The following is a 22,577-nucleotide window of genomic DNA, read 5'->3' on the forward strand; positions in this document are numbered from 1 at the left end:
CCCCACGGCATGGGCCCTCCCTGGCGCCAGCGGCACGCCGCCACCTGCACAGCAGCCCCGCACACGGCTACCGTGCTGTTTTGCTCCTGTGCTGCTGTGCTGCTGTGCTGCCGCGCCAGCAACACCCCCACCAACCCATGCGCTCATGCACACCTGCACCCATGCAAAAAGGCAGCCGAAGCTGCCTTTTTGTTTGCTGCTGCATGGCCCAGGCCATGCAGCGCGGATGCACCTGCCGTTTACTGGCGCACCACCAGCACGGGGATGCGGGCTGCGCTCAGCACGCGCTGGGCCACGCTGCCCAGCACCAGCTTTTCCAGACCACGGCGGCCGTGCGAACCCATGACGATCAGGTCGGCACCCACGGAATCACCCACGCGCACAATGCCTTCGTGCACCGCGTGGCCTTCGCCCACCATGGTCTTCACGGCCACGCCAGCCTCGTCCATCTGCTTCTTGACGGCTTCCAGGGCGGTGTTGGCTTCGGCGGTGGCAGCGCTCAGGTACTGGGCCTGGCCATAGGCGAAATCGGCGCCCACGCCGGTGAAGGGATAGGGGTCCAGCACGTAGACGGCCGTCACTTCGCTGCCAAAGGCCTTGGCCAGACCGGCGGCCTTGGCCACGGCGTGCAGCGAGGTTTCAGAACCATCAACGGGAACGAGAATGTGCTTGAACATGGCAGAGAACTCCTGTTTTATTCCAATGGAAACGTTCCGGCGCGCAGTGCGCGCCCTTGAAACACAGTCTGCAGCCTGGGAGCTGCGGGCGTCTTGACTTCCGTCAATCTTGAACGGATTGCAATTCCTTGTCACCCTGAAATTCACCACGGCGGCAGGTCACCACCAGGGTGTCGCGCACCCCGCCGTCCTGCAAGGGCTGGATGGGGGTGGATTCGTGGATCATGCGCGCGTCGTCCATCAGCATCAGCGACCAGGGCTCGGTCAGCGTGAAGCGCTGGCCGGCCGGGCCGTTGGCCTCGAACACGCGGGTCTCGCCGCCCTTGATGTGGGCGCGGTTCACCAGGAACACCGCCACCAGGTCCACACCGTCGCGGTGCGCCCCTTCGGGCGTGGGGCGGCCAATGCCCTGGGCGGTGTCGATACGGAACTGGTGCGCCTCCACATAGCAGGGGCCGGGCACGGGCGCACGGTCGAACAGCGCGCTGGACAGCGCGGCCAGCTGCTCTATCAGCTGGTGCCAGGCGGGCAGCGCCACCGTGGCATCGGACATGGGGGCAAACATGCGCTGCATGCCGCCGTGCAGGGCGTTGTATTCCACCGGCTGCCAGTGCGCACGGTGCGGCACCTGGCGCAGCACGCCCTGCTCCACCACAAAGCAGGAGTGGCGGCGGAAGCGGTAGCGGCCGCCATCGCGCAAAAAGGCATCGGGCGGCAGATCGGACCAGTCGGGGTCCATCTGGTGCAGCTCGCCCAGCGTGGTTCCCAGCCACAGCGCCACATCGGAAGGCTGGAGCACGGCAAAGCCGTGGTCACGGATCTGCGCCTCCACATGGGCAGGCGAGTGGTAAGGGGGGGCAAAGCTCAATTGGGACATGGTGGCCTACAGCTTACTCCGGCTGCAGGCCGGCTTGGAGCAGTTGCGTCAATCTGCTCGTCTTTTGCCGTCACGTGGACGCCCGGCATGGGATGCCGTCAGCCATGCAGCACTGCCCCAACGCCTTGCCACCGGCACCGAAGCCCGGGCTGCGCGCAGCGGAACACGGCCGTGCGCAGACGGTGTGCAGGCCATGTGCAGGCCGTCCGTGCCAGAGACGCCACACCCTGTCCCGGGCGTTGAATCCCGCGCGTGTCCGCTTCTCCCCCGGCTGCGGCCCGCGCATCCCGCGGTGTCTGCGCACGCACATTGACATGGCCCCGCAGCCGCCTGCGCCGCCCTGCCTAGAATGCGCCATCGCATTCCTCTCCTGCTGACCATGGCCCACGAACCCCGTTTGATGCGCAGCTTGCGCGCCCTGCTGCACCACCACCGCACGGCGGCCCTGGCCACCCTCCAGCCGGCCGGCGACGGCACGCCGGCCACGCCTTTCGTATCGTTCGTGCCCTATGCCATCGACACCGCCCACAGCCAGCTGGTGCTGCACCTGTCGGGCCTGGCGGCCCACACGCAGCAGCTGCAGGCCCAGCCGCTGGCCAGCCTGATGGTGGTCCAGCCGGAGCCGGCCGACGCCCCGGTCCATGCACTGGAACGCGCCACGCTGCAGGTGCGCGCCAGCACCCCCGAGCGCGGCAGCCCCGCCTGGGACGCCGCCCGCAGCGCCTACCTGGCGCGCTTTCCCGATGTGGGCTTCATGATGGAGCTGGGCGACTTCCGCCTGGTGTGCCTGGCGCCGCTGGCCGCCCGCCACATCGCCGGCTTTGGCGCGGCGCGCGATGTCGCGCACGAGGAATTGCTGCAGGTGCTGCAGGCCCCGCCGCAGTCCGGGGACTGACATCGGCCGACGGTCCGGCCACGCCCGGCTGGCTGCACCACCTGCCGACCGTGCCCACCATGCAAAAAGCCCGAAACCGGTTTCGGGCTTTTTGCTTTTCGGTGTTCTCGGTGACAGGCAGCGGTGGCAGCGCCACCGCGCCGCATCAGGCGTTGGCCGCTGCCGGGGCCGCGCTGGCCTCCAGCTCCTGCAACTGGCGCCACATCACCTTGCCGCTGCCGCTCTTGGGCAGGGCATCGGCAAACTGCACAATGCGCGGCACCTTGTAGACCGCCATGTGTTCGCGGCACCACTGGACGATGTCCTCCTCGCTGACCTGGCCCTTGAAGGCCTGGCGCAGCACCACCACCGCCTTCACGGTCTCGCCGCGGTAGGCATCCTTGGCGGCGATCACGCAGGCTTCCTGGATGGCGGGGTGGCTGAACATCAGCGCCTCCACCTCGGCCGGCCAGACCTTGAAGCCGCTGGCATTGATCATGCGCTTGAGGCGGTCGGTCAGGAAGAAATAGCCTTCCTCGTCCATGCGCCCCAGGTCGCCGGTGCGGAAGAACTTCTTGCCGCCGATGTCCACGAACGCCGCGCGCGTGGCCTCGGGGTTGTTCCAGTAGCCCTGGAACACCTGCGGGCCGTGCACCAGGATTTCGCCGGTCTCGCCCTGGGGCATTTCCTCCAGCGTGTCGGGGTTGGCCACAAACGATTCCGTGCCCATGAAGGGAATGCCCAGGCACTGCTGCTTGGGGTGGTCATACGGGTTGTTGTGCGAAGGTGCGGCCGTCTCCGTCAGGCCATAGCCTTCCTGGTAGGACAGGTCGAACTCGTCCTTGAGCCGCTGGGCCACGGCCTGGGGCATGGCCGCGCCGCCACCGCCGATATAGACCAGACTGCTCAGGTCGAAACTGCGGTAGTTGGGGCTGCCCATCAGGTCGATGACCATGGTGGGGATGTTGGTCCAGTGCGTGACGCGGTACTGCGAAATCAGGCGGCCCGCCACCTCGCGGTCCCAGCGCGGCAGCAGCACCATGGTGGCGCCCAGCACGATGTTGCAATGCATCATCGACACCATGCCGGTGATGTGGAACATGGGCACCACGGCCAGGGTCACGTTCTCGCTGGTGCTGCCGCCCCAGACCGAGCTGGCCATGGCGTTGTGCATGATGGAGCGGTGCGTGTGCATGCAGCCCTTGGGCAGGCCGGTGGTGCCGCTGGTGTAGGGCAGCACGCTCAGGTCGTCCGGCCCCACTTCCAGCGCCGGCACCGGGGCCGTGGTGGCAACCGCGTCCTTCCAGCTGCTGACGCTGCCGCCGTCCAGCGCCGGCAGGGCACGCGTGGGCTTGAGCCAGGCTTCCCAGGCTTCGGGCATGGGCTCGCAGGCGGCGCCTTCGGGCAGGTAGTCGTTGAGCTGGGTGACCACCATGTGCGACAGGCGGTCGCCGGCCGCCAGCGCATTGCTGGCCTTGGCCAGCTCGGGCGCCAGATCGGCGGTGGTGATGGCCAGCTTCACGCTGCCATCGGTGATGTAGTGCTTGAGCTCCTCGGCCAGGTTCATGGGATTGACCGGCACCACCACGGCATTGGCGCGCTGGATGGCGAAGTGCCCGATCACCAGCTGGGCCATGTTCTGCATCAGCAGGATCACACGGTCGCCCTTGCGCACGCCCTGGGCATGCATGTGGGCGGCCAGGCGCTCGGCGGTATCGGCCATCTCGCGGTAGCTGATGCGGCGCCCGAAGAACACCAGGCCTGCCTTGTCCGGATAGCGGCGCGCGCTGATTTCCAGGTTGTCCCACAGGGAGGTGGCAGGCACAGTCAGCGCGTGGGGAAGGCGGCGAGGCCAGAAGGCGTGATGGGGACGCATGGCGGAGAGATTCTTCTACGGGTTGGACACCCCAGGAGACTAGGCCGCGCCAGCCCCCTCGACATTAGGACGGCACCCTAGCCCGCGTCGCTTGTGCGACCCGATCTGACCTGCACGTCAACCACGGCCCGACGCCTGCACCGCTGTCCGCCTGACCTTCCCCTACCGGTGCACCCCACTGCCGGCCGGGCATCTTTCCTGCCCGGCGTGTCAGCAGCGCCTGACAAAAAATGTCTCGCCGTGAAAAGAAACTTACAAAAAAACACAGGCGCCGCAACCCCTTCGCTACTGCCTGCCGCCTCCGGCCTACCGCCTCCCGCCCTCGAACCAGGATTCCCCATGCACCCCGCAGCCTTCGCCGACAGCCGCCGCCCCAAGTCGACACGTGCCACCGAGCCGCTGCACCGCGAAGCCACCACAGGCCTGCTCTACCTCAGCCACTGGCCCGAGCAGCTGACACAGCTGACCGAACGCGGCCAGCTGGTCCACCGCATTTGCACCCTGCTGTCCAGCAAGCCCCGTGCGTCCCACCTGATCCACCTGCAGGTGCAGGCCCCCAAGGACGATGTGCAGGCCGCCCTGCGCGCCTTGCTGCAATCCGGCTGCATCCACATGGGCCGCAGCGCCACCGGGTCCTGCAGCGCCAGCCGCCCGCAGGCCGTGCGCGAAGCCGCTCCCGCCGCCACCCCGGACGCCGCAGCGGCCAGCGCCCTTCCGTCGGTCACTGCCGCGCCTGCATCGTCCGCGTCGCCCGTATCGTCTGTCTCGGCAGCATCCCCCACCCTGCCCGTCTCGCCTGCCACCCGGCTGGTCAGGCTCTGGTCCCGCCTGTCGGCCTGAGCGCCTGACCACGTGACCCGCCCACGGGCCGGCTGCAGCGCAGCCGCTTACAGGCGGTAGCTGTTGCCCAGCGCCGGAATCGTCACCTGGCCCCAGCCTGGCAGCGCCTGCAGCCGCTCGGACAGCGCGGTGGCCGACTTGGCTTCCCCGTGCACCACAAACGTCTGCTTCGGCGCCTGGGTGAACGCACCCGCCCAGTCCAGCAACGCCTTCTGGTCGGCATGGGCGGAGAACCCGCCCAGGGTGTGCACCGAGGCGCGCACCGCAATGTCGTCGCCCATCAGCCGCACCCGCTTTTCCCCATCCACCAGGCGGCGGCCCAGCGAGCCGGCGGCCTGGAAGCCGCAGATCAGCACCGCGCATTCCGCCCGCCCCAGGTTGTTGTGCAGGTGGTGCAGCACCCGCCCCGCGTCGCACATGCCGCTGGCCGACAGAATCACCGCACCGCTCTTGATGCGGTTGAGCTTGATGGAATCCTCCACATCGCTGATGAAGTGCAGCTGCCGCCACTGCGCCAGCCGCTCCGGACTGCCCAGCAGCTGCCGGGTCTCGGCATCGAAAGCGGCAAAGTGCTTGAGCGTGATGGCCGTGGCCGTTACCGCCATGGGCGAATCGACAAAGATCTCCATAGCTGCCAGCCGCTGCTGCGTCGCCAGCTGGGCAAAGTGGTAGAGCAGCTCCTGCGTGCGCCCCACGGCAAAGGCCGGAATCACCACATTGCCGCGCGGCACTGTGCGGTTGACCACCTCCACCAGCTCCTCCAGCGTGGAGCTGCTGTCCTTGTGCAGGCGGTCGCCGTAGGTGGATTCGATCAGCAGCACATCGGCGTCGGCAATCGGCGTGGGGTCGCGCAGGATGGGCCGCCCGGGCTGGCCCAGGTCGCCGCTGGCCACCAGCTTGCGCGTGCCGCCCAGTGCATCGCTGAGCCAGATCTCCAGGATGGCCGATCCCAGGATATGCCCCGCATCCCGCATGCGCACCTTCACCGCCGGGTGGGGAGAAAAAGTCTGGTTGTAGGGCTTGGCCTGCACCAGCGACACCGCCAGCTCGGCATCCTGCACGGTGTAGAGCGGCGGCTCCAGCGCCGGCTCCCGGCCGTGGCGCGGCTCGCGGGCAGCGTGCTTGCCGGCTGATTTCTGGGCACGGCGCTGCTGCCGCTCGGCATCCATCATCTGGATGTGTGCGCTGTCCTTGAGCAGCACATCCAGCAGGTCGGCCGTGGCCGCCGTGGCATAGATGGGCCCGCGAAAGCCCCGTGCCGCCAGCTTGGGCAGCAGCCCACTGTGGTCGATGTGGGCATGGGTCAGCAGCACAAAGTCGATGCGGCGCGGGTCAAAGCCGAAGGCCTGCTGGTTGTGCTCCTGGGCACCGTGACCGCCCTGGGCCATGCCGCAGTCGATCAGAAAGCGGCAATCCCCTAACTCCACCAGAAAGCAGGAACCGGTGACCGTCTGCGCGGCCCCGTAAAACGTGATCTGCATCGCAACACCCCTCCCTGTGCACGCGCCTATGCGGGCGCTCTGGACCCAGGGCACTGCCCGGGCCATACCTGGACAAACTGTAACAGCCACGCAGACGAACGGTTGCGCACCCGCCACAGGGTTAGCTCAACCCTTCCTCAAATCCGCGCCCACCCCGTGACCGCCCCGCGCTTCAGCGCCGGCGCAAGCGCCCGGCCTGCACCGCGCGGGCCACGCCCGCCCAGGCCGGGTCCGGCCGCCCCGCCACCAGGGCCTGCACATGGTCCTGCCACATCTGCGCCTGCTGCTCCACCTGGGCCTGCCAGAACTGCCGCAGCCGCGCCCTGGCGGAATGGCCGGCGCGGTAGGCATAGGGGTCCCGCCCGCCCAGCCACCCGGGCAGCAGCTGGCGCGCGTGCAAGGCCACGGCCTGCCGCGTCACCGGCAGCCCCTGGCTGCGCTGCAGCTGGTGCAGCAGCTCATGGGCGAACAGGCCCGCCACCGCTGGATGGTCCAAGCGCAGCGGCGCCTGCAGGCTTGCGCCGCCATAGCAGGCACGCGGAAACGACAGCCAGCCGCCGTTCAGGCACAGCGCCCGCCGCGTATCCCCCACCCGGCGCAGGCCCAAGCGCACCTGCTGCGCCAGCCAGGCCCCCTGCTGCGCACCGAAGTGCTGCAGCACAAAGACCTGTTCAGCGGGCAGCAGGCGGCGCCAGAGCATGGGGCTTCTCATGGAGCTTCTGCGTGGTCGTGCCGCGCTCGGCGGATCAGTGCTGCAGCTGCTGCCAGACCTTGTCCAGCCGCTTGGTGCTGACCGGGTACGGCGTGCGCAGCTCCTGCGCGAAAAAGCTCACGCGCAGCTCTTCCAGCATCCAGCGGTATTCCTGCATGCGGGCGTCGACCTGGCCCTTGCGCTCAGCCACCAGGCGCCAGTAGCGCTGCTCCATGGGCTGCAGCTCCTTGAGCTTGGCGGCATCGCGGGCCGGGTCGGCACGGTACTTGTCCAGCCGCGTGGTGATGGCCTTCAGATAGCGTGCGTAGTGGCCCAGCTGGCTCCACGGCGCCACGGCGATGAAGTTCTTGGGCACCAGCTTGTGCAGCTGCTCGCCCGCATCCTTGGTGGCCTCGGGCGCATTCTTGGTGTCCTTGATCTTGCGCGCGGCGGCCGCGTACTCGGTCAGGATGGTGGCACTCATGCGCGCCACTTCGTTGGCGATCAGGGTCAGGCGCCCCCGGCCGTCCTGCACGCGCTGCTTGAAGTCAGCCTCGTTGGCCGGCAGCGGGTCCTGCAGGAATGCCCGGTCGATGGCCACGTCGATGATCTGGCCGCGCAGCTCTTCCTGCGTGCCCAGCGGCATATAAGCCACGGCCATCTTCTGCAGATCGGGAATGTTCTTTTCCAGGTACTTCAGCGCGTCGCGGATCTGCAGCGCAAACAGGCGGCGCAGGCCCACGCGGTGCTTGGCGGCGGCCACCTCGGGCTCGTCGAACACCTCAATGCCGACGGCATCGCCGTGGTCAATCAGCGCCGGGAAACCGATCAGCGTGGTGCCGCCCTTCTTGATTTCCATCAGCTCGGGCAGTTCGCCAAAACCCCATTCCTTGTAGCGGGTGTCATGGGCCTGCGCGGGCACGCTCTTCTCGGCCTTGCCGGCGGCGCCGCCCGCCTTGGCCGCAGCAGGCGCAGCGGGCCCACCGGCCTGGGCCGGGTGCGCGGCTTTCTGCGCGGACTCCGGCTGGCCCTGCACCACGGCAGCCACCTTCAGGGAGGCCAGCGCCTGGAACGCCCCGCGTGCCTTCACGCCCCACTCGGCCTTGAGCGCGCCCAGATTGCGCCCCTGGCCCAGCTGGCGGCCATGTTCGTCCGTGATGCGGAAGTTCATGAACAAATGCGGGCTCAGCATGTCCAGCTTGAAGTCGGCGCGCTTCACATCCAGCGAGGTCTCGTCGCGCACCTGCTTGAGCAGCACATCGATCAGCCCGCCCTGCGCCCAGCGCTCCACGCTGGTGAACAGCGCGGCCAGCCGCGCCGCGTTCTCGGGCAGCGGCACAAAGCGGCTGCGCGGGCGCTGCGGCAGGCTCTTGAGCAGGGCCTGGATCTTGTCCTTCAGCATGCCGGGCACCAGCCACTCGGCACGCTCTTCCGAGACCTGGTTCAGCACGAACAGCGGCACGGTCACCGTCACGCCGTCGCGCGCATCGCCCGGGCTGTGCAGATAGGCCGCCGCGCAGTCCACTCCACCCAGCTTGACCAGCTTGGGGAAGTTGTCGGTGGTGATGCCCGCCGCCTCGTGGCGCATCAACTCGTCCTTGGACAGGCGCAGCAGCTCGGGGTTGCCCTTGCTCTGCAGGCGGAACCAGTGGTCGAAGGTGGCGCCGCTGTACACATCGCGCGGCAGCTGCTGGTCGTAGAAGGCAAAGATCAGCTCGTCGTCCACCAGCACGTCCTGGCGGCGGCTCTTGTGCTCCAGCTCCTCCACCTTGCGCATCAGCTTCAGGTTGGCGGGCAGGAAATGCCATTTGGTTTCCCACTCCCCGGCCACCAGTGCCTGGCGGATGAACAGATTGCGCGCCTCGTGCGGGTCGATGCGGCCGTAGCTCACGCGCCGGCCGTTGTAGACCACCAGGCCGTAAAGCGTGGCACGCTCCAGCGCCACCACATCCGCCTGCTTCTTGCTCCAGTGCGGGTCCAGCAGCTGCTTGCGCAGCAGGTGCCCGCCCACTTCCTCCAGCCACTGCGGCTCGATCGCGGCAATGCCCCGGCCGTACAGGCGCGAGGTCTCCACCTGCTCGGCCGCCACAATCCAGCGGCCCGGTTTCTTGGACAGGTGGGCGCCGGGGTGGGGGTGGAACTTGATGCCGTGCGCGCCCAGATAGCTTTCGTTTTCCTCGCCCTTGTAGCCGATGTTGCCCAGCAGGCCGGAGAGCATCGACAGGTGCACGGCCTCATAGCCGGCGGCCTCGTTGTTGAGCAGCCATTTCTGCTCTTTGACCACGGTGAGCAGCTGCGAATGGATGTCGCGCCACTCGCGCACGCGGCGGATGTTGACGAAGTTCTGGCGCAGCAACTGCTCCCACTGGCGGTTGCTGATCTTGTGCGTGGCCTCCTGCGCCGGCTCGGCCGGGTTGAACAGCGCCAGCCGCTCCTCCACCGTGCCTTCCACCTGGGCGCCGCTGCCGCGCTGGCTCACCGGCAAAAAGGCCTGGCTGCGGGCGCTGGGCTTGGCAGCGGGCTGGTGCTGCGCCGCCATTTCGGCGCGGGTCTTGGCCACCACCTTGCCGCCGCGCGCATCCTGCAGCCATTTCCACAGCCGCAGATAGCCGGTGAATTCGCTTTTTTCGTCGTCGAACTTGGCATGCGCCTGGTCGGCCTGCTGCTGCGCTTCCATGGGCCGGTCGCGCACGTCCTGCACCGACAGCGCCGAGGCAATGACCAGCACCTCCGACAGCGCTCCGCGCGCACGCGCCTCCAGAATCATGCGGCCCACGCGCGGGTCCAGCGGCAGGCGCGACAGCTCCTTGCCCATGGCCAGCAGATTGCCGCGCTCGTCCACCGCGCCCAGTTCGGCCAGCAGCTGGTAGCCGTCGGCAATGGCGCGGCCCGAAGGCGCTTCCAGGAATGGGAAATGCACCACATCGCCCAGGCCCAGCGCCTTCATGCGCAGAATCACCCCGGCCAGCGAGCTGCGCAGGATTTCCGGATCGGTGAATTTGTCGCGGCCGTTGAAGTCCACCTCGTCATACAGGCGGATGCAGATGCCGTTGGCCACCCGGCCGCAGCGGCCGGCGCGCTGGTTGGCGGCGGCCTGCGAAATCGGCTCCACCAGCAGCTGCTCCACCTTGCTGCGGAAGGAATAGCGCTTCACGCGCGCCGTGCCCGCGTCGATGACGTAGCGTATGCCCGGCACCGTCAGCGAGGTTTCCGCCACGTTCGTGGCCAGCACAATGCGCCGGCCGGTGTGGCCGTCGAAGATCCGGTCCTGCTCGGCCTGCGACAGGCGCGAGAACAGCGGCAGCACCTCGGCGCTGCGCAAGGTGGGCGAATGCTGCAGGTGCTTGCGCACATGGTCCGCCGCTTCGCGGATCTCACGCTCGCCGGGCAAAAAGATCAGGATGTCACCGCCCTTGCCGCCGGCCCACAGCTCGTCAACGCCCTCGGCAATGGCGTCGTTCAGGTCCTTGTCCTTCTCGCCCTCGAACGGGCGGTAGCGCATCTCCACCGGGTAGGTCCGGCCCGAGACCATGATCACCGGCGCAGGCCCGTCCTTGCCTTCAAAGTGCTTGGCAAAGCGGTCGGCATCGATGGTGGCCGAGGTCACCACCACCTTCAGGTCGGGGCGCTGCGGCAGGATCTGCCGCAGATAGCCCAGCAGAAAGTCGATGTTCAGGCTGCGCTCGTGCGCCTCGTCGATGATCAGCGTGTCATAGGCCTTGAGCAGCGGATCGGTCTGCGTTTCGGCCAGCAGAATGCCGTCCGTCATCAGCTTGACCGACGCGTTCTTCTGCAGCGTGTCCTGGAAACGCACCTTGTAGCCCACCACCTCGCCCAGCGGCGTGTTCAGCTCCTCTGCAATGCGCTTGGCAACCGAGCTGGCCGCAATCCGGCGCGGCTGGGTGTGGCCGATCAGGTGGCCGCGCACCACGCCCTTGTCGTCCGGCACCGCATTGATCTTGCCGCGGCCCAGCGCCAGCGCGATCTTGGGCAGCTGCGTGGTCTTGCCCGAGCCCGTCTCGCCACAGACGATGATGACCTGGTGGCGGTCCATGGCCTCCATGATCTCGTCACGGCGGCTGGATACGGGGAGTTGCTCGGGGAAGGTGATCTTCAAAGACATAGGGGCGTGATTATCCCCGCGCGCGCGGCCCGCCGGCGCTGCCGCTGCAGATGGACCCACAGCAGGCTCTGCACCCGCCCCGCAGCCAAGGCCCTGCGCGCCGGAACTAAATGCGTCACGCCGTCCTCACACACAGTCGCTACCATGCGCGCAGCCGCCGCACACCCTCGCGGCCTGGCGCTTTCCGTCCCGCTGCAGCACCCTGCGGCGGGCTGCCATGACTGCCCCGCTGCCCCGGCGGCGGGCAACAGCCCCTCCCGCATTCCATGATTTTCTACTCCCTGATTCTGGTGCCCATCATCGCGCTGTGGCTGTGGTGGCCGCTGCACCGGCCGGCCCGCCGCGCCTTCTGGTGGGCGCTGACAGCCACCATGGTGCTGGGCGCCCTGCCCGCGCTGCTGATCCTGGCCATGCGCCAGACCACGCTCAGCTACCAGGTGATCGCCCATCTGCAGGTGGGCAGCGGCCTGGTGCTCTCCGCCATCGTGCTGTCCATCCTGCTGGCCCTCCTGCGCGATCTGGCCTGGCTGCTGTCCTGGAAAGCCGGCTGGCGCCGCCTGGCCCAGGGCCTGCGCCAGCCGCTGTGGACCGTGGCCGGTGCGGCCCTGGCCCTGCTGGTGTCCGCCTACGGCGTGCTGCAGGCGCTGAAGGTGCCCGAGGTGCGCACCCAGGAGATCACGCTGCCGCGCCTGCCCGCCGAACTGGACGGCCTGCGCATGGCCGTGATTGCCGACATCCACGCCAGCCCGGTCAACAACGCCCGCTATGTGCAGGCCCTGGTGGACCGCACCCAGGCGGCACGGCCCGACCTGATCGTGCTGCCCGGTGACATGGTGGACGGCGACGTCGCCACCCAGGCCGCCAACATCGCCCCGCTGGCCCAGCTGCAGGCCCCGTACGGCGTCTGGTTTGCGCCCGGCAATCACGAGTACTACAGCGGCTACAACGCCTGGGCCAAGGAATTCCGCCGTCTGGGACTGCACTATCTGGAAAACCAGACCGAACGCCTGCAGATCCGCGGCCGCACGCTGGCCATCTCCGGCCTGGGCGACCCGGCCTATGGCCGCCTGTCCAACCAGAACGACAACCCCGCCGTGGCCGAAGGCCTGCCCCCCGATATCGCCGCCGTGCAGCAGCAGGCCCAGGGCGCCGACGTCCACCTGCTGCTGGCCCACCAGCCCAAGCCCGCCCGTGACTATGCCCAGCACGGCGTGGACCTGCAGATCGCCGGCCACACCCATGGCGGCCACATCCGGGGGCTGGACCAGCTGCTGATTGCACCGGCCAACAACGGCTATGTGCGCGGCCTGTACCAGGTCGGCCCGATGCAACTGTTTGTCAGCAGCGGCGCCGGGCTGTGGGCCGGTTTTGCCGTGCGCCTGGGCGTGCCCTCCAGCATCGACCTGCTGGTGCTGCGCAGCCCGGCCGCCACCGCCAAGCCCTGAGCCCCGACCGGGGGCGGCGGCTGCCAGGGCAGCGGCCCTCCACGCCCGGGCCGGTGCGGCCCGCCCCGCCACCGGGCGGGCACGACAGCCATGGTGGCGGCCCCGGCCCCGCCGCGCCGTGGACGCCAGCGCAAGCTGCACGCGCTGCGGGCACTGCCAAGCCCCACGCGCCGCACGCGCCCCAACTCCACGGAAACCCTGTGTTTGTCGCATTTGGTTGCAGTTAGGCATGCGATGGCGCCATTTTCTGACACGAATGGCCGCCTCCATGCCGAAAAGCCAAGGGTAAGATTTCGTGCAATGGCCCCATCGCTCGCTGATCCTATGAATTGCCCTGTCTGCGGCACCTCCATGCCTGCCCAAGCCAAGTTCTGCAGCCAATGCGGCTCGCCGCGCGCAGCGCCGCTGGGCTCGGTGCCGTTGCGCCCACCCCGCTCGCCGCATGCACCCAATGCCGCCACCCGCTGGCTGCTGGTCGGCGCCGCCCTGGTGGTGGCCGCTGCGGGCTGGCTGGCCTTCAAGCCCGGCATGCTGCCCACCGGCGGCAACGCGGACAGCCCGGCGGCCGACGCGCCCACGGATGCCAGCAAGGCCGCCACCCTGGTCGGCCCACAAGGCGCGGCGGGTGCTGCAGGCACGGCCGGGACGGTGACCACCCCCGACCAGCCGGTGGCCGCCACCCCCACGGCAGCGCCAGGCGCGGCAGTGCCGACCGCGCCCGCCAGCGTGGCCCCCGCCACCCCGGCACCGGCCGTGGCCGCCAACCCGCCGCCCGCCGCCCGCCCAGCCACCACGCCCCCCACAGCCCCCGTGGTCGCAGCCACCCCGGCGCCCGCTGCCGCGGTCAAGGCCGTGCCGGCCCCCGCCGTGTCGGGCCCGGTGGCACTGCCTCCATCCCCCTCACCACCCCCTTCTCCGGCCGCGCCACGCCCGGCGCCCAAAGACACGCCCACACTGAATGACCTGCTGGACTGAGCTGGCGCTTTCCCGTCACACAGCCGATCTTGGACACAGGAGCCCTGCCATGCCGTATCTGAAACTGAGTCTTGTCACCGCCGCCGCCCTGGTGCTGGCGGGCTGCGCGGCGGTGGAATCCTCCACCACCTCCCTGGGCTGCATGTTCGGCCGCCTCACCCAGAACCCGCCTGCCGGTTGCGGCGCACCCGCCACCGCCACGGCGCCGGGCACAGGCGCTTCCGGCGCGACGGCGGCGCAGGCCGGCGAGCGCTTCACCAAGCTGCAGTCCGTGCTGGACCAGGAAATCGAGCTGGCCCGCTCGGTCCAGACGGATGTGGTGTCGTCCATGCAGCACCTGCCGATCAAGCTGCGCTCCAGCGCCGGGCCGGTCAAGCTGCTGGACACGCCCATCACCGACAGCCAGTCGGGCCAGGCACGCAGCATGCGCACCCTGGAGTCCATGACGGTGCAGATGCCGCTGGCGGCCAAGGGCCGCCCGGAATACACCCAGTCCATGGCCGCGCTGAAGAACCTGGCCAACCGCCTGGCCGACAACCGGGGCCAGGCCTCCATCGTCGTGCACCAGGCCGCGGCCGATGTGCAGGCCCAACGCGTGAACACCGCCACCGGCGTCAGCAAGACGGCCAAGGGCAGCCCGGTGAAGGTGGAAAAGATCGAGGATACCGCGCTGGCCGCCGGCACCGAGCGCTACACCATCCAGGCCGGGCCGATCCGCGGCGGGCTGTGAGCCGCACTGGCGCCCGCACAGCCAGTACCGCCCGTACAGGCGGCGCAGCGCGTGCAACGCATACGGCCCAGGCCTAGCGCAGCACCTGGCTGCTCTCCACCCCCAGGCTGATCTGCGGTGGCCGGGCCGCCCGCTCCACATCCTGGGTGCGCGGGCCTTCGTTGATCAGCACGAACAGGTAGAACAGGCCCATGCTGCCCAGGCCGCCGAACACCAGGCCGATGCTGTCCATCCACCGCCCCTCGGGCATGTGGAACACGAACAGGAACGACAGTGAAAACGCCGCCAGCACGGCGACAAACAGATAAATGATGGCTCCGTCCATGGGCCTGGCCTCCCGACAAGGGCCCTGGCACCTCGGTGTGCGGCCCTGCATGCTGCCGCCCGCCGCAGGCGGAGGCAGGGTTGAAGATGTGATCTCCCACAATCACTACCGGCGCCATCCTAGGAAGTCCGCTGCGCGCCGCTCTGATCTGGCGCAAACCCGGTACACGCTCTGGACACACCCTGATACAAACCCTAGGATGGAGGCCCACGCAGGGCGACAGACGGTATTTCGCACCGCCCTCCTGCCGGGCCGGCCGCCTGCGCTGCCCGCGCCGGACCGTGGCCCATGATGAAAGCCGCCGCACGCCGTGCCCATTGCCTTGGGCAGTGCCGTGCCCCGCAGCCGCCGTCGCAGCCCCCCCGCACTGTCGGGGCCGTGCTGCGCGCCGGTCTGCTCCCTTTGCTGTTTTTGCCATGTCTGCCCTGCCGCCCGCTGTCTCGCCTCCTGCCGCACCTGCTGCCACACCCACACCACCTGCGGCACCTGCCGCGCCCTCCCGCAACCTGGGCCTGCTGGTCGCCGCCCAGTCGCTGGGAGGCGCCTCACCGCCCATCATCATTTCGCTGGGAGGGCTGGTGGGCCAGCAGCTGTCCAGCGACCCGGCCGCCGCCACGCTGCCGGTCAGCCTCTATCAACTGGGCCTGGCCCTGTCCACCTTGCCGGCCGCGTGGCTGATGCACCGCTGCGGGCGGCGCACGGCCTATCTGCTGGGCGCCGTGATGGGCGTGCTGTCCGGCCTGGTCGCAGCCCAGGGCATCGTCCATTCCAACTTCCTGATGTTCTGCCTGGGCACGGCGCTGGCCGGCTTTTACGGCGCCTGCGTGCAGAGCTACCGCTTTGCCGCCACCGACTCGGTGAGCGAACCCAGCCGCCAGGCACAGGCCATTTCGCGGGTGATGGTGGGCGGACTGATCGCCGCCATCATCGGCCCGCAAGTGGTGATCTGGACGCGCGACGCCCTGCCGATGACCCCGTTTGCCGGCAGTTTCTACAGCCAGGCCCTGCTGGCACTGCTGGCCCTGCCGCTGCTGCTGGGTCTGCGCCTGCCGCCCCCGCCGCCCAAGGCCGTGGCCACCGGCGCCCGGCCGCTGGCCCAGATCGCCCGCACGCCGCAGTTTGTGGTGGCCGCCGCAGCCGGCGTGGTGAGCTATGGCCTGATGGCCTTTCTGATGACGGCCGCCCCCATGGCCATGGTCGGCTGCGGCCACAGCGTGGGCGAGGCGGCGCTGGGCATCCAGTGGCATGTGCTGGCCATGTTCGCCCCCAGCTTTGTCACCGGCAAGCTGATTGCCCGCTACGGCAAGCGCCGCATCACGGCCCTGGGCCTGGTGCTGATCGGGGCTTCGGGCCTGATGGCCCTGGCGGGCCTGGAGCTGACCCATTTCTGGGGCTCGCTGGTGCTGCTGGGCCTGGGCTGGAACCTGGGCTTCATCGGCGCCACCGCCTTGCTGACCGAGTGCTACCGCCCCAGCGAACGCGCCAAGGTCCAGGCGCTGAACGATTTTCTGGTGTTCGGCACGGTGGCGGTGGCCTCGTTCGGTTCCGGCCAGCTGCTGCACAGCGCGGGCTGGGGCGCCATCAACGCCGGCATGCTGCCGCTGATCGCGCTGGTGCTGGTGCTGCTGGTCGCGTCGGGGCGTGCCGCCCGCAGCGGCGGGTCCGCGTCGGCTTAAACCGCCCTTCGGACACCACCCCTCGGACACCGCCGCTTCAGCGCAGCAGAATGCGCATGATGTCGGTGCGGGTGATCAGCCCCGCCAACTGGCCCTGGCGCAGCACGGCCACAAACGGCACGGTGTGCACGGCCAGGGTCTCCAGCAGCTCGGCCACCGGCGTGTCGTCCTGCACCGTCAGCGGTGCGGCCTGCATCAGATCGGCCGCGCAGGCCGGTGCCGCGGCCGGGGGCTTCTTGCCCCACAGCCGCCAGGTGCGGCGCTGGCGCCGGGCCTCGGCATCGGGCTGGCGCTGCTGCTGCCACAGCCAGTCGAACAAGGCCCCGCGCGCCACCACGCCCAGCAAGCGGCCTTGTGCGTCCACCACCGGCAGGCTCTTGATGGGGTGCTGCTGGAACTGCGCCGCCAGCTGCCCCAGGCCGTCCTGCGGGCCGCAGGTCCACAGCCTGGCGCTCATCACCTGGCCGCAGCGCACGCTGCCAAAGCGCCGGGCAATGGCCTGCTCTTCGGCCGCGCGCACCAGCTGGCCCAGTTCCTGGGCGGTCAGGTTGTAGTCCTGGTCAAAGCGCGCCAGCAGCGCCTGCAGGTCGGCGTTGGACAGATCGTCCGACGGCAGGTGCTGGGCCTTGGCCGTCGGCGTGGGTGCCGCCACTTGCAGCGGATAGTGCTTGCCCCAGGCGCGGTGGTAGGCCACGCCCAGCAGCACCAGCACCAGGGTCAGCAGGCCGATGGGGGCGAAGGCATAGCTCCAGCCGTGGTGCACGCCGTGCTGGGCTCCCAGGGCCAGCAGCAGGGCCACGGCGCCGCCCGGCGGGTGCAGCGCACGCGTGATCTGCATCCAGGCAATGGCCCCGCCCACGGCGACTGCCGGCAGCAGCCAGCCCAGGGCCTGCTGCGGCCACCAGCGCACCACCAGCAAGGCCCACAGCGCCGCCACCGTGTTGCCCACCACGCAGGACCAGGGCTGGGACAGCGGGCCGGTGTGCACCGCAAACACCAGCACCGCCGTCGCGCCCAGCGGCGCAAACAGTGCCCAGCTACCCTGCCAGCCCGCCCACAGTGCCAGCTGCACCAGGGCCGCCGCCAGCACCAGGCCCAGTCCCGCCCCCAGTCCCACCCGCAGCACATCCAGCCGCGCGGCCGGGGCCACGGCAGGCTTCCATCCATTTCCCAATTGCATCGTGTTCCAGACGAAGAAACCCGCTGCAAGAGCGGGTGCATTTCACCAAGGCCCCAGCATGCCACGCAGCGGGTAGCCGCGTGGCCGGCCGGGGTCTGCGCCGGTGTTCTGGCCGACGTTCAGGCCAAGGACTCGGCCGGGCCGAAGAACTCGCAGCGCGCCTGCGCATCCGGCACGCCGGCGCGCTGCAGCACCTGCTTGGCCAGGCGCATAAAGCCCACGGGACCCAGGTAGTAAGCCTGCACATCGCGCACCGCGGGCAGCCAGCGGGTCAGCAGCGCGGCATCCGGCAGGCCCTGGGCCACTTCCACGTCGGCCGCCGGCGACGGACCGGCATCCTGCTCGTAGCCAAAGCGCAGCCACAGCTGGGGGTGCTGTGCCGCCAGGGCCAGCAGCTCGCTGCGGAAGGCCTGCTGCTGCGGGCTGCGGGCGCAGTGGATGAAGGTGATGGGCCGGCCCGTGGGCAGGGCCTGCTGCAGCATGGCCATCAGCGGCGTGATGCCCACGCCGGCGGCCATCAGCACCAGCGGCTTGGTGCTGTCGTCCAGGGTGAAGTGGCCGGCCGGCGGGAAGACCTCCAGCACATCGCCGGTCTGCACCTGATCGTGCAGGTGGCCGGAGACCACGCCCTGCGCCTCGCGCTTGACGCTGATGCGCAGGCTGCGCCCGTCCGCTGCCTGGGACAGCGAATAGTTGCGGCGCTGCTCCTTGCCCTCCACCACCACGCGCAGGCCGATGAACTGGCCCGGCTGGTAGGCCAGCACGGCAGCGCCGTCCTCGGGCTGCAAGGTGAAGCTGGTGATCTCCGGGGTCTCGGCCTGCTTGGCCGCCACCACAAAGCGGCGCACGCCCTTCCAGCCGCCCGGCGCCTGGGCATTGGCGTCATAGCTGGCCTTTTCGGCACCGATCAAAATGTCCGCCAGCTGCCCGTAGGCGGCGGCCCAGGCGTCGATCACCTCGTCGGTGGCAATCTCCGCCCCCAGCACTTCGCGGATGGCGCGCAGCAGAAAGCCGCCCACAATGGGGTAGTGCTCTGGCTGCACCTGCAGCGACACATGCTTGTGGATGATCTGCGCCGGCAGATCGCCCAGGCCGGACAGATCGTCGATGTGTTTGGCATACATCAGCACGCTGCGCGCCAGCGCACGCGGCTGGGCCCCCGTCTGCTGGTGCACGCTGTTGAACAGCGGCTGCACCTCGGCACTTTCGGCCAGCATCAGCCGGTAGAAATGGGTGGTCAGGGCTTCGCCCCCGGTTTCCAGCAGGGGCACGGTGGATTTGACAATGGCGCGTTGGCGGTCGGTCAGCATGAAAAATCACTCTCCAAAGGGATCCATGGGCAGCACCCTCGGCGGGCCGCCCTGCATCGATAAGGGCAAACGGCATGCCAGCACGCAGGCCCTGCTGCGTCAAGCACTTACCGCCGACCATGTCTTTTTGACACGCGTCAATTGCAGTCAGTTTGACCGCATACGATGTCGGCATGACTGCCAATGCCTTGCTGCTGAACGCCTTGCTGCCCCTGGTGGCCGAACTGTCCAGCCAGCTGCCCGAAACCGAACGCTACCGCCGCCTGCTGGCCGCGCTGCGCACCGTGCTGCCGGCCGATGCCGCCGCCCTGTTGCGCTGCGAGCGCGGCGCCGACGGCAGCGACTGGCTGCGCCCGCTGGCCATCGACGGCCTCAGCCCCGACACCCTGGGCCGGCGCTTTCGCCTGCGCGAACACCCGCGCTTTGCCGCGCTGCTGGCCGCCGGCCAGGCCCTGCGCTTTCCCAGCGACAGCCCCCTGCCCGACCCCTACGACGGCCTGGTGGCCCACCACTCCGGCGCGCCGCTGCCGGTGCACGACTGCATGGGCTGCGTGCTGCAGGTGGACGGCCAGCCCTGGGGGCTGCTGACCCTGGATGCGCTGCAACCCGGCAGCTTTGCCGGCGACGCGCCGCTGGCCGCGCTCCAGGCCTTCAGCAACCTGGCCGCCGCCACCGTGGCCACCGCCGCCCGCCTGCGCCAGCTGGAGCAGTCCGTGCACAACGAACGCCAGCGGGCCGAGCATTTCCGCCGCCACGCCCCGCTGGCCGCACCCCGGCTGCTGGGCCACAGCAGCGCCATGCGGGCGCTGCAGCGCGACATTGCCACCGTGGCCGCCAGCGATCTGGCGGTACTCATCACCGGCGAAACCGGCGTGGGCAAGGAGCTGGTGGCCCAGGCCCTGCACGCCCAGTCCACCCGGGCCGACCAGGCCTTTGTCAGCATCAACTGCGCCGCCCTTCCCGACCAGCTGGTGGAGAGCGAGCTGTTCGGCCATGTGCGCGGCGCCTTCACCGGCGCGGTGAGCGACCGGCAGGGCAAGTTCGAACAGGCCCACCAGGGCACCCTGTTTCTGGACGAGGTGGGCGAGCTGCCGCTGGCCACCCAGGCCAAGCTGCTGCGCGTGCTGCAAAGCGGCCAGATCCAGCGCCTGGGGCTGGACCGGGAACGCACGGTGGACGTGCGCATCATTGCCGCCACCAACCAGGACCTGGCCGCCGCCGTGCGCGACGGCCGCATGCGCGCCGACTTCTACCACCGCCTCAGCGTCTACCCGCTGCAGGTGCCGCCGCTGCGCGCCCGCGAAGGCGATGTGCTGGTGCTGGCCGGCTACTTTCTGGAGCGCACGCGCTCGCAATTCGGGCTGGACGGGGTTCGGCTGGAAGCCCCCGCCCAGGCTGCGCTGCTGGCCCACCGCTGGCCGGGCAATGTGCGCGAGCTGGAGCACTGCATCCGCCGCGCCGTGCTGCACGCCCTGCGCCACCCGCGCCCGCCCGCCGCACCGCAGGCGCCTGCCGCCCCGCTCGGCATCCACGCGCAGGATCTGGCGCTGGTACCCGGTTCCATGGCGTCCATGACGCCCCTGCCCCCCGGCGATCCCGCCGAGGACCCGGGCAGCCTGCCGCCTGCCGACCTTTCCATCAGCGCCGCAGCCGACCCCACGGACACCGGTCTGCGCCAGGCCGTGGCCCGCTACGAACGGCAGCTGGTGCAGCAGGCGCTGGAAGCCCATGGCTACCGCTGGGCACCCGCCGCCCGCGCCCTGCAGCTGGACCGTGCCAATCTGCAGCGCCTGGCCAAGCGCCTGGGCCTGCACGCCCCCGGCAGCCCGCCCCCGCTGCGCTAGCCGCCGCCGATGCCGCCCCTCCACGGCCCGCTTACCGACCCGAGCCATAGCCCCCAAGGCCGCCCCGCTGCGCCATCGCCGCAACAGACTGCGGCCCTGCCGTGAAAATTTGCCGCGACCGCGGCGCAGCGCCGCTACACTCGCGGCTGGATTGGCTCGCACTCCCCGGGATGCGGGCCTTTTGACCCTCTGAGGCCGGCAGCGCGCTGCGCATTGCCGGCGGACAGTACTCTCTCTCGCTCCCTCTGTCTGCACCCACCATGTCCACGGTTTTCAATTTCACCTTCGTTCCCTGGTTCCGGTCTGTGGCCCCGTACATCCACAAATTCCGCCACCAGACTTTCGTGGTGGGCATCACGGGTGAAGCCATCGCCGCTGGCAAGCTGCAGGGCATCGTGCAGGATCTGGCGCTGATCCAGGCCATGGGCGTGAAGATCGTGCTGGTGCACGGCTTTCGCCCGCAGGTGAATGAACAGCTGCGCCTCAAGGGCCAGGAGCCGCGCTACTACAACGGCGTGCGCGTCACCGACTCCATCGCGCTGGACTGCGCGCAAGAGGCCGCCGGCCAGCTGCGCTACGAGATCGAAGCCGCCTTCAGCCAGGGCCTGCCCAACACCCCCATGGCCGGCGCCCGCGTGCGCGTGATGTCGGGCAACTTCCTGACCGCCCGCCCGGTGGGTATCGTCGACGGCGTGGACTTCATGCACTCCGGCCTGGTGCGCAAGGTCGATGTGGAAGGCATCCGCCGCGCGCTGGAATCCGAAGCCATGGTGCTGATGTCGCCGTTTGGCTTCTCGCCCACCGGCGAGGCCTTCAACCTGAGCATGGAAGAGGTCGCCACCCGCGTGGCCTGCGAAATGAAGGCCGACAAGCTGATCTTCCTGAGCGAGGTGCCCGGCATCCGCATGAACCCGTCCGAGCCCGACAGCGAAGACAACCCCATCGACACCGAGCTGCCGCTGGCCGCCGCCCGCCAGCTGCTGGCCCAGCTGCCGCCGCCGCAGGTGCCCACCGACACCGGCTTTTACCTGCAGCATTGCGTGCGCGCCTGCGAACATGGCGTGGAACGCAGCCACATCCTGCCGTTTGCGGTGGACGGCGCGCTGCTGCTGGAAATCTATGTGCACGACGGCATCGGCACCATGGTGATCGACGAAAAGCTCGAAGAGCTGCGCGAAGCCACCATCGACGATGTGGGCGGCATCATCCAGCTGATCGAGCCGTTCGAGAAAGACGGCACCCTGGTCAAGCGCGACCGCACCGAGATCGAGCGCGACATCACCAGCTACACCGTGATCGAGCACGATGGCGTGATCTTCGGCTGCGCCGCCCTGCACCCCTATCTGGAAGCCAAGACCGCGGAAATGGCTGCCGTCACCGTCTCGCCCCAGAGCCAGGGCACGGGCGACGGCGAGAAGCTGCTCAAGCGCATCGAGCAGCGCGCCCGCGCCCTGGGCTGCACCAGCATGTTCGTGCTGACCACCCGCACCATGCACTGGTTCATCAAGCGCGGCTTCCAGCCGGTGGACCCGGAATGGCTGCCCGAGGCCCGCAAGGCCAAGTACAACTGGAGCCGCAAGAGCCAGGTGCTGGTCAAGCAGCTCTAAAGCGCCGCGCTCAACTGCCCCCCCCCCCCGGCCCCCGGCCACCCGC

The 22,577-nt window shown here is 69.4% G+C and carries 17 protein-coding genes; 8 read left to right on the top strand and 9 right to left on the bottom strand.

Annotation, left to right across the window (positions count from 1 at the left end):
- Positions 1-239: 239 nt before the first annotated feature.
- Both QM470_RS01765 and QM470_RS01770 read right to left on the bottom strand, forming a co-directional pair.
- Positions 240-677 (bottom strand): universal stress protein, encoded by a 438-nt coding sequence (locus tag QM470_RS01765; RefSeq protein WP_280013188.1) that lies wholly within the window; start codon positions 675-677, stop codon positions 240-242.
- A gap of 103 nt (positions 678-780) precedes the next feature.
- Positions 781-1,554: a 2OG-Fe dioxygenase family protein gene (locus tag QM470_RS01770; protein ID WP_283337921.1), complete on the bottom strand. Its 774-nt coding sequence runs from the start codon at positions 1,552-1,554 to the stop codon at positions 781-783.
- A gap of 379 nt (positions 1,555-1,933) precedes the next feature.
- On the opposite strand from QM470_RS01770, the gene QM470_RS01775 reads away from it, so the two are divergent.
- Positions 1,934-2,449: a HugZ family pyridoxamine 5'-phosphate oxidase gene (locus QM470_RS01775; RefSeq protein ID WP_283337922.1), complete on the top strand. Its 516-nt coding sequence runs from the start codon at positions 1,934-1,936 to the stop codon at positions 2,447-2,449.
- Positions 2,450-2,594: 145 nt separating this feature from the next.
- On the opposite strand, the gene QM470_RS01780 is transcribed toward QM470_RS01775, so the two are convergent.
- Positions 2,595-4,304 carry a long-chain fatty acid--CoA ligase gene (locus QM470_RS01780; RefSeq protein WP_283337923.1) on the bottom strand — a complete coding sequence of 570 codons (1,710 nt, stop codon included), beginning with the start codon at positions 4,302-4,304 and terminating at the stop codon, positions 2,595-2,597.
- A gap of 339 nt (positions 4,305-4,643) precedes the next feature.
- Here QM470_RS01780 and QM470_RS01785 point away from each other — a divergent pair, with 339 nt between their 5' ends.
- Positions 4,644-5,144, top strand: coding sequence for a hypothetical protein (locus QM470_RS01785; RefSeq protein ID WP_283337924.1), 501 nt, complete (start codon positions 4,644-4,646; stop codon positions 5,142-5,144).
- 47 nt (positions 5,145-5,191) lie between these two features.
- On the opposite strand, the gene QM470_RS01790 is transcribed toward QM470_RS01785, so the two are convergent.
- The 3 genes from QM470_RS01790 to hrpA form a co-directional block, all read right to left on the bottom strand.
- Positions 5,192-6,625, bottom strand: a complete 1,434-nt coding sequence (locus QM470_RS01790) for an MBL fold metallo-hydrolase RNA specificity domain-containing protein (protein WP_283337925.1) — start codon at positions 6,623-6,625, stop codon at positions 5,192-5,194.
- 172 nt (positions 6,626-6,797) lie between these two features.
- Positions 6,798-7,325: a hypothetical protein gene (locus tag QM470_RS01795; RefSeq protein ID WP_283337926.1), complete on the bottom strand. Its 528-nt coding sequence runs from the start codon at positions 7,323-7,325 to the stop codon at positions 6,798-6,800.
- Positions 7,326-7,371: 46 nt separating this feature from the next.
- Positions 7,372-11,439 (bottom strand): ATP-dependent RNA helicase HrpA, encoded by a 4,068-nt coding sequence (gene hrpA / locus QM470_RS01800; RefSeq protein ID WP_283337927.1) that lies wholly within the window; start codon positions 11,437-11,439, stop codon positions 7,372-7,374.
- A gap of 266 nt (positions 11,440-11,705) precedes the next feature.
- Here hrpA and QM470_RS01805 point away from each other — a divergent pair, with 266 nt between their 5' ends.
- From QM470_RS01805 to QM470_RS01815, 3 genes are all read left to right on the top strand, one after another.
- Positions 11,706-12,884 carry a metallophosphoesterase gene (locus QM470_RS01805; protein WP_272970947.1) on the top strand — a complete coding sequence of 393 codons (1,179 nt, stop codon included), beginning with the start codon at positions 11,706-11,708 and terminating at the stop codon, positions 12,882-12,884.
- A gap of 351 nt (positions 12,885-13,235) precedes the next feature.
- A complete protein-coding gene (locus tag QM470_RS01810; protein WP_283337928.1) occupies positions 13,236-13,859 on the top strand; it encodes a hypothetical protein in 624 nt (207 codons plus the stop codon).
- Between the two features lie 49 nt (positions 13,860-13,908).
- On the top strand, positions 13,909-14,589 hold the full coding sequence (locus QM470_RS01815) for a hypothetical protein (protein WP_283337929.1): 681 nt from the start codon (positions 13,909-13,911) through the stop codon (positions 14,587-14,589).
- Positions 14,590-14,662: 73 nt separating this feature from the next.
- On the opposite strand, the gene QM470_RS01820 is transcribed toward QM470_RS01815, so the two are convergent.
- Positions 14,663-14,914, bottom strand: a complete 252-nt coding sequence (locus QM470_RS01820; protein WP_280014385.1) for a hypothetical protein — start codon at positions 14,912-14,914, stop codon at positions 14,663-14,665.
- Positions 14,915-15,330: 416 nt separating this feature from the next.
- Between QM470_RS01820 and QM470_RS01825 the strand changes: the two genes are divergently transcribed.
- Positions 15,331-16,590 (top strand): MFS transporter, encoded by a 1,260-nt coding sequence (locus QM470_RS01825; protein ID WP_283337930.1) that lies wholly within the window; start codon positions 15,331-15,333, stop codon positions 16,588-16,590.
- A gap of 37 nt (positions 16,591-16,627) precedes the next feature.
- Here the strand turns inward: QM470_RS01825 and QM470_RS01830 are convergent, their stop codons facing one another.
- Both QM470_RS01830 and hmpA read right to left on the bottom strand, forming a co-directional pair.
- Complete coding sequence (locus tag QM470_RS01830; protein ID WP_283337931.1) at positions 16,628-17,770, bottom strand: HPP family protein; 1,143 nt, start codon at positions 17,768-17,770, stop codon at positions 16,628-16,630.
- Between the two features lie 119 nt (positions 17,771-17,889).
- Entirely contained in the window at positions 17,890-19,080 is a 1,191-nt protein-coding gene (hmpA, locus tag QM470_RS01835) for an NO-inducible flavohemoprotein (RefSeq protein WP_283337932.1), read from the bottom strand.
- A 173-nt stretch (positions 19,081-19,253) separates the two neighbouring features.
- Between hmpA and norR the strand changes: the two genes are divergently transcribed.
- Positions 19,254-20,924: a nitric oxide reductase transcriptional regulator NorR gene (norR, locus tag QM470_RS01840; RefSeq protein WP_283337933.1), complete on the top strand. Its 1,671-nt coding sequence runs from the start codon at positions 19,254-19,256 to the stop codon at positions 20,922-20,924.
- Between the two features lie 260 nt (positions 20,925-21,184).
- Positions 21,185-22,531: an amino-acid N-acetyltransferase gene (argA, locus tag QM470_RS01845; protein WP_066532843.1), complete on the top strand. Its 1,347-nt coding sequence runs from the start codon at positions 21,185-21,187 to the stop codon at positions 22,529-22,531.
- Positions 22,532-22,577 lie beyond the last annotated feature (46 nt).

The organism is Comamonas sp. 17RB, assembly GCF_030056555.1.
In the GTDB taxonomy this organism is placed as follows: Bacteria; Pseudomonadota; Gammaproteobacteria; order Burkholderiales; family Burkholderiaceae_C; genus Comamonas; species Comamonas terrigena.

Coding starts and splice junctions, on each gene's coding strand:
- QM470_RS01785 (WP_283337924.1), top strand. CDS start 4,644: ATGCACCCCGCAGCCTTCGCCGACAGCCGCCGCCCCAAGTCGACACGT.
- QM470_RS01770 (WP_283337921.1), bottom strand. CDS start 1,554: ATGTCCCAATTGAGCTTTGCCCCCCCTTACCACTCGCCTGCCCATGTG.
- argA (WP_066532843.1), top strand. CDS start 21,185: ATGTCCACGGTTTTCAATTTCACCTTCGTTCCCTGGTTCCGGTCTGTG.
- QM470_RS01775 (WP_283337922.1), top strand. CDS start 1,934: ATGGCCCACGAACCCCGTTTGATGCGCAGCTTGCGCGCCCTGCTGCAC.
- QM470_RS01820 (WP_280014385.1), bottom strand. CDS start 14,914: ATGGACGGAGCCATCATTTATCTGTTTGTCGCCGTGCTGGCGGCGTTT.
- QM470_RS01830 (WP_283337931.1), bottom strand. CDS start 17,770: ATGCAATTGGGAAATGGATGGAAGCCTGCCGTGGCCCCGGCCGCGCGG.
- norR (WP_283337933.1), top strand. CDS start 19,254: ATGACTGCCAATGCCTTGCTGCTGAACGCCTTGCTGCCCCTGGTGGCC.
- QM470_RS01810 (WP_283337928.1), top strand. CDS start 13,236: ATGCCTGCCCAAGCCAAGTTCTGCAGCCAATGCGGCTCGCCGCGCGCA.
- QM470_RS01765 (WP_280013188.1), bottom strand. CDS start 677: ATGTTCAAGCACATTCTCGTTCCCGTTGATGGTTCTGAAACCTCGCTG.
- hrpA (WP_283337927.1), bottom strand. CDS start 11,439: ATGTCTTTGAAGATCACCTTCCCCGAGCAACTCCCCGTATCCAGCCGC.
- QM470_RS01790 (WP_283337925.1), bottom strand. CDS start 6,625: ATGCAGATCACGTTTTACGGGGCCGCGCAGACGGTCACCGGTTCCTGC.
- QM470_RS01815 (WP_283337929.1), top strand. CDS start 13,909: ATGCCGTATCTGAAACTGAGTCTTGTCACCGCCGCCGCCCTGGTGCTG.
- QM470_RS01795 (WP_283337926.1), bottom strand. CDS start 7,325: ATGCTCTGGCGCCGCCTGCTGCCCGCTGAACAGGTCTTTGTGCTGCAG.
- QM470_RS01805 (WP_272970947.1), top strand. CDS start 11,706: ATGATTTTCTACTCCCTGATTCTGGTGCCCATCATCGCGCTGTGGCTG.
- hmpA (WP_283337932.1), bottom strand. CDS start 19,080: ATGCTGACCGACCGCCAACGCGCCATTGTCAAATCCACCGTGCCCCTG.
- QM470_RS01780 (WP_283337923.1), bottom strand. CDS start 4,304: ATGCGTCCCCATCACGCCTTCTGGCCTCGCCGCCTTCCCCACGCGCTG.
- QM470_RS01825 (WP_283337930.1), top strand. CDS start 15,331: ATGTCTGCCCTGCCGCCCGCTGTCTCGCCTCCTGCCGCACCTGCTGCC.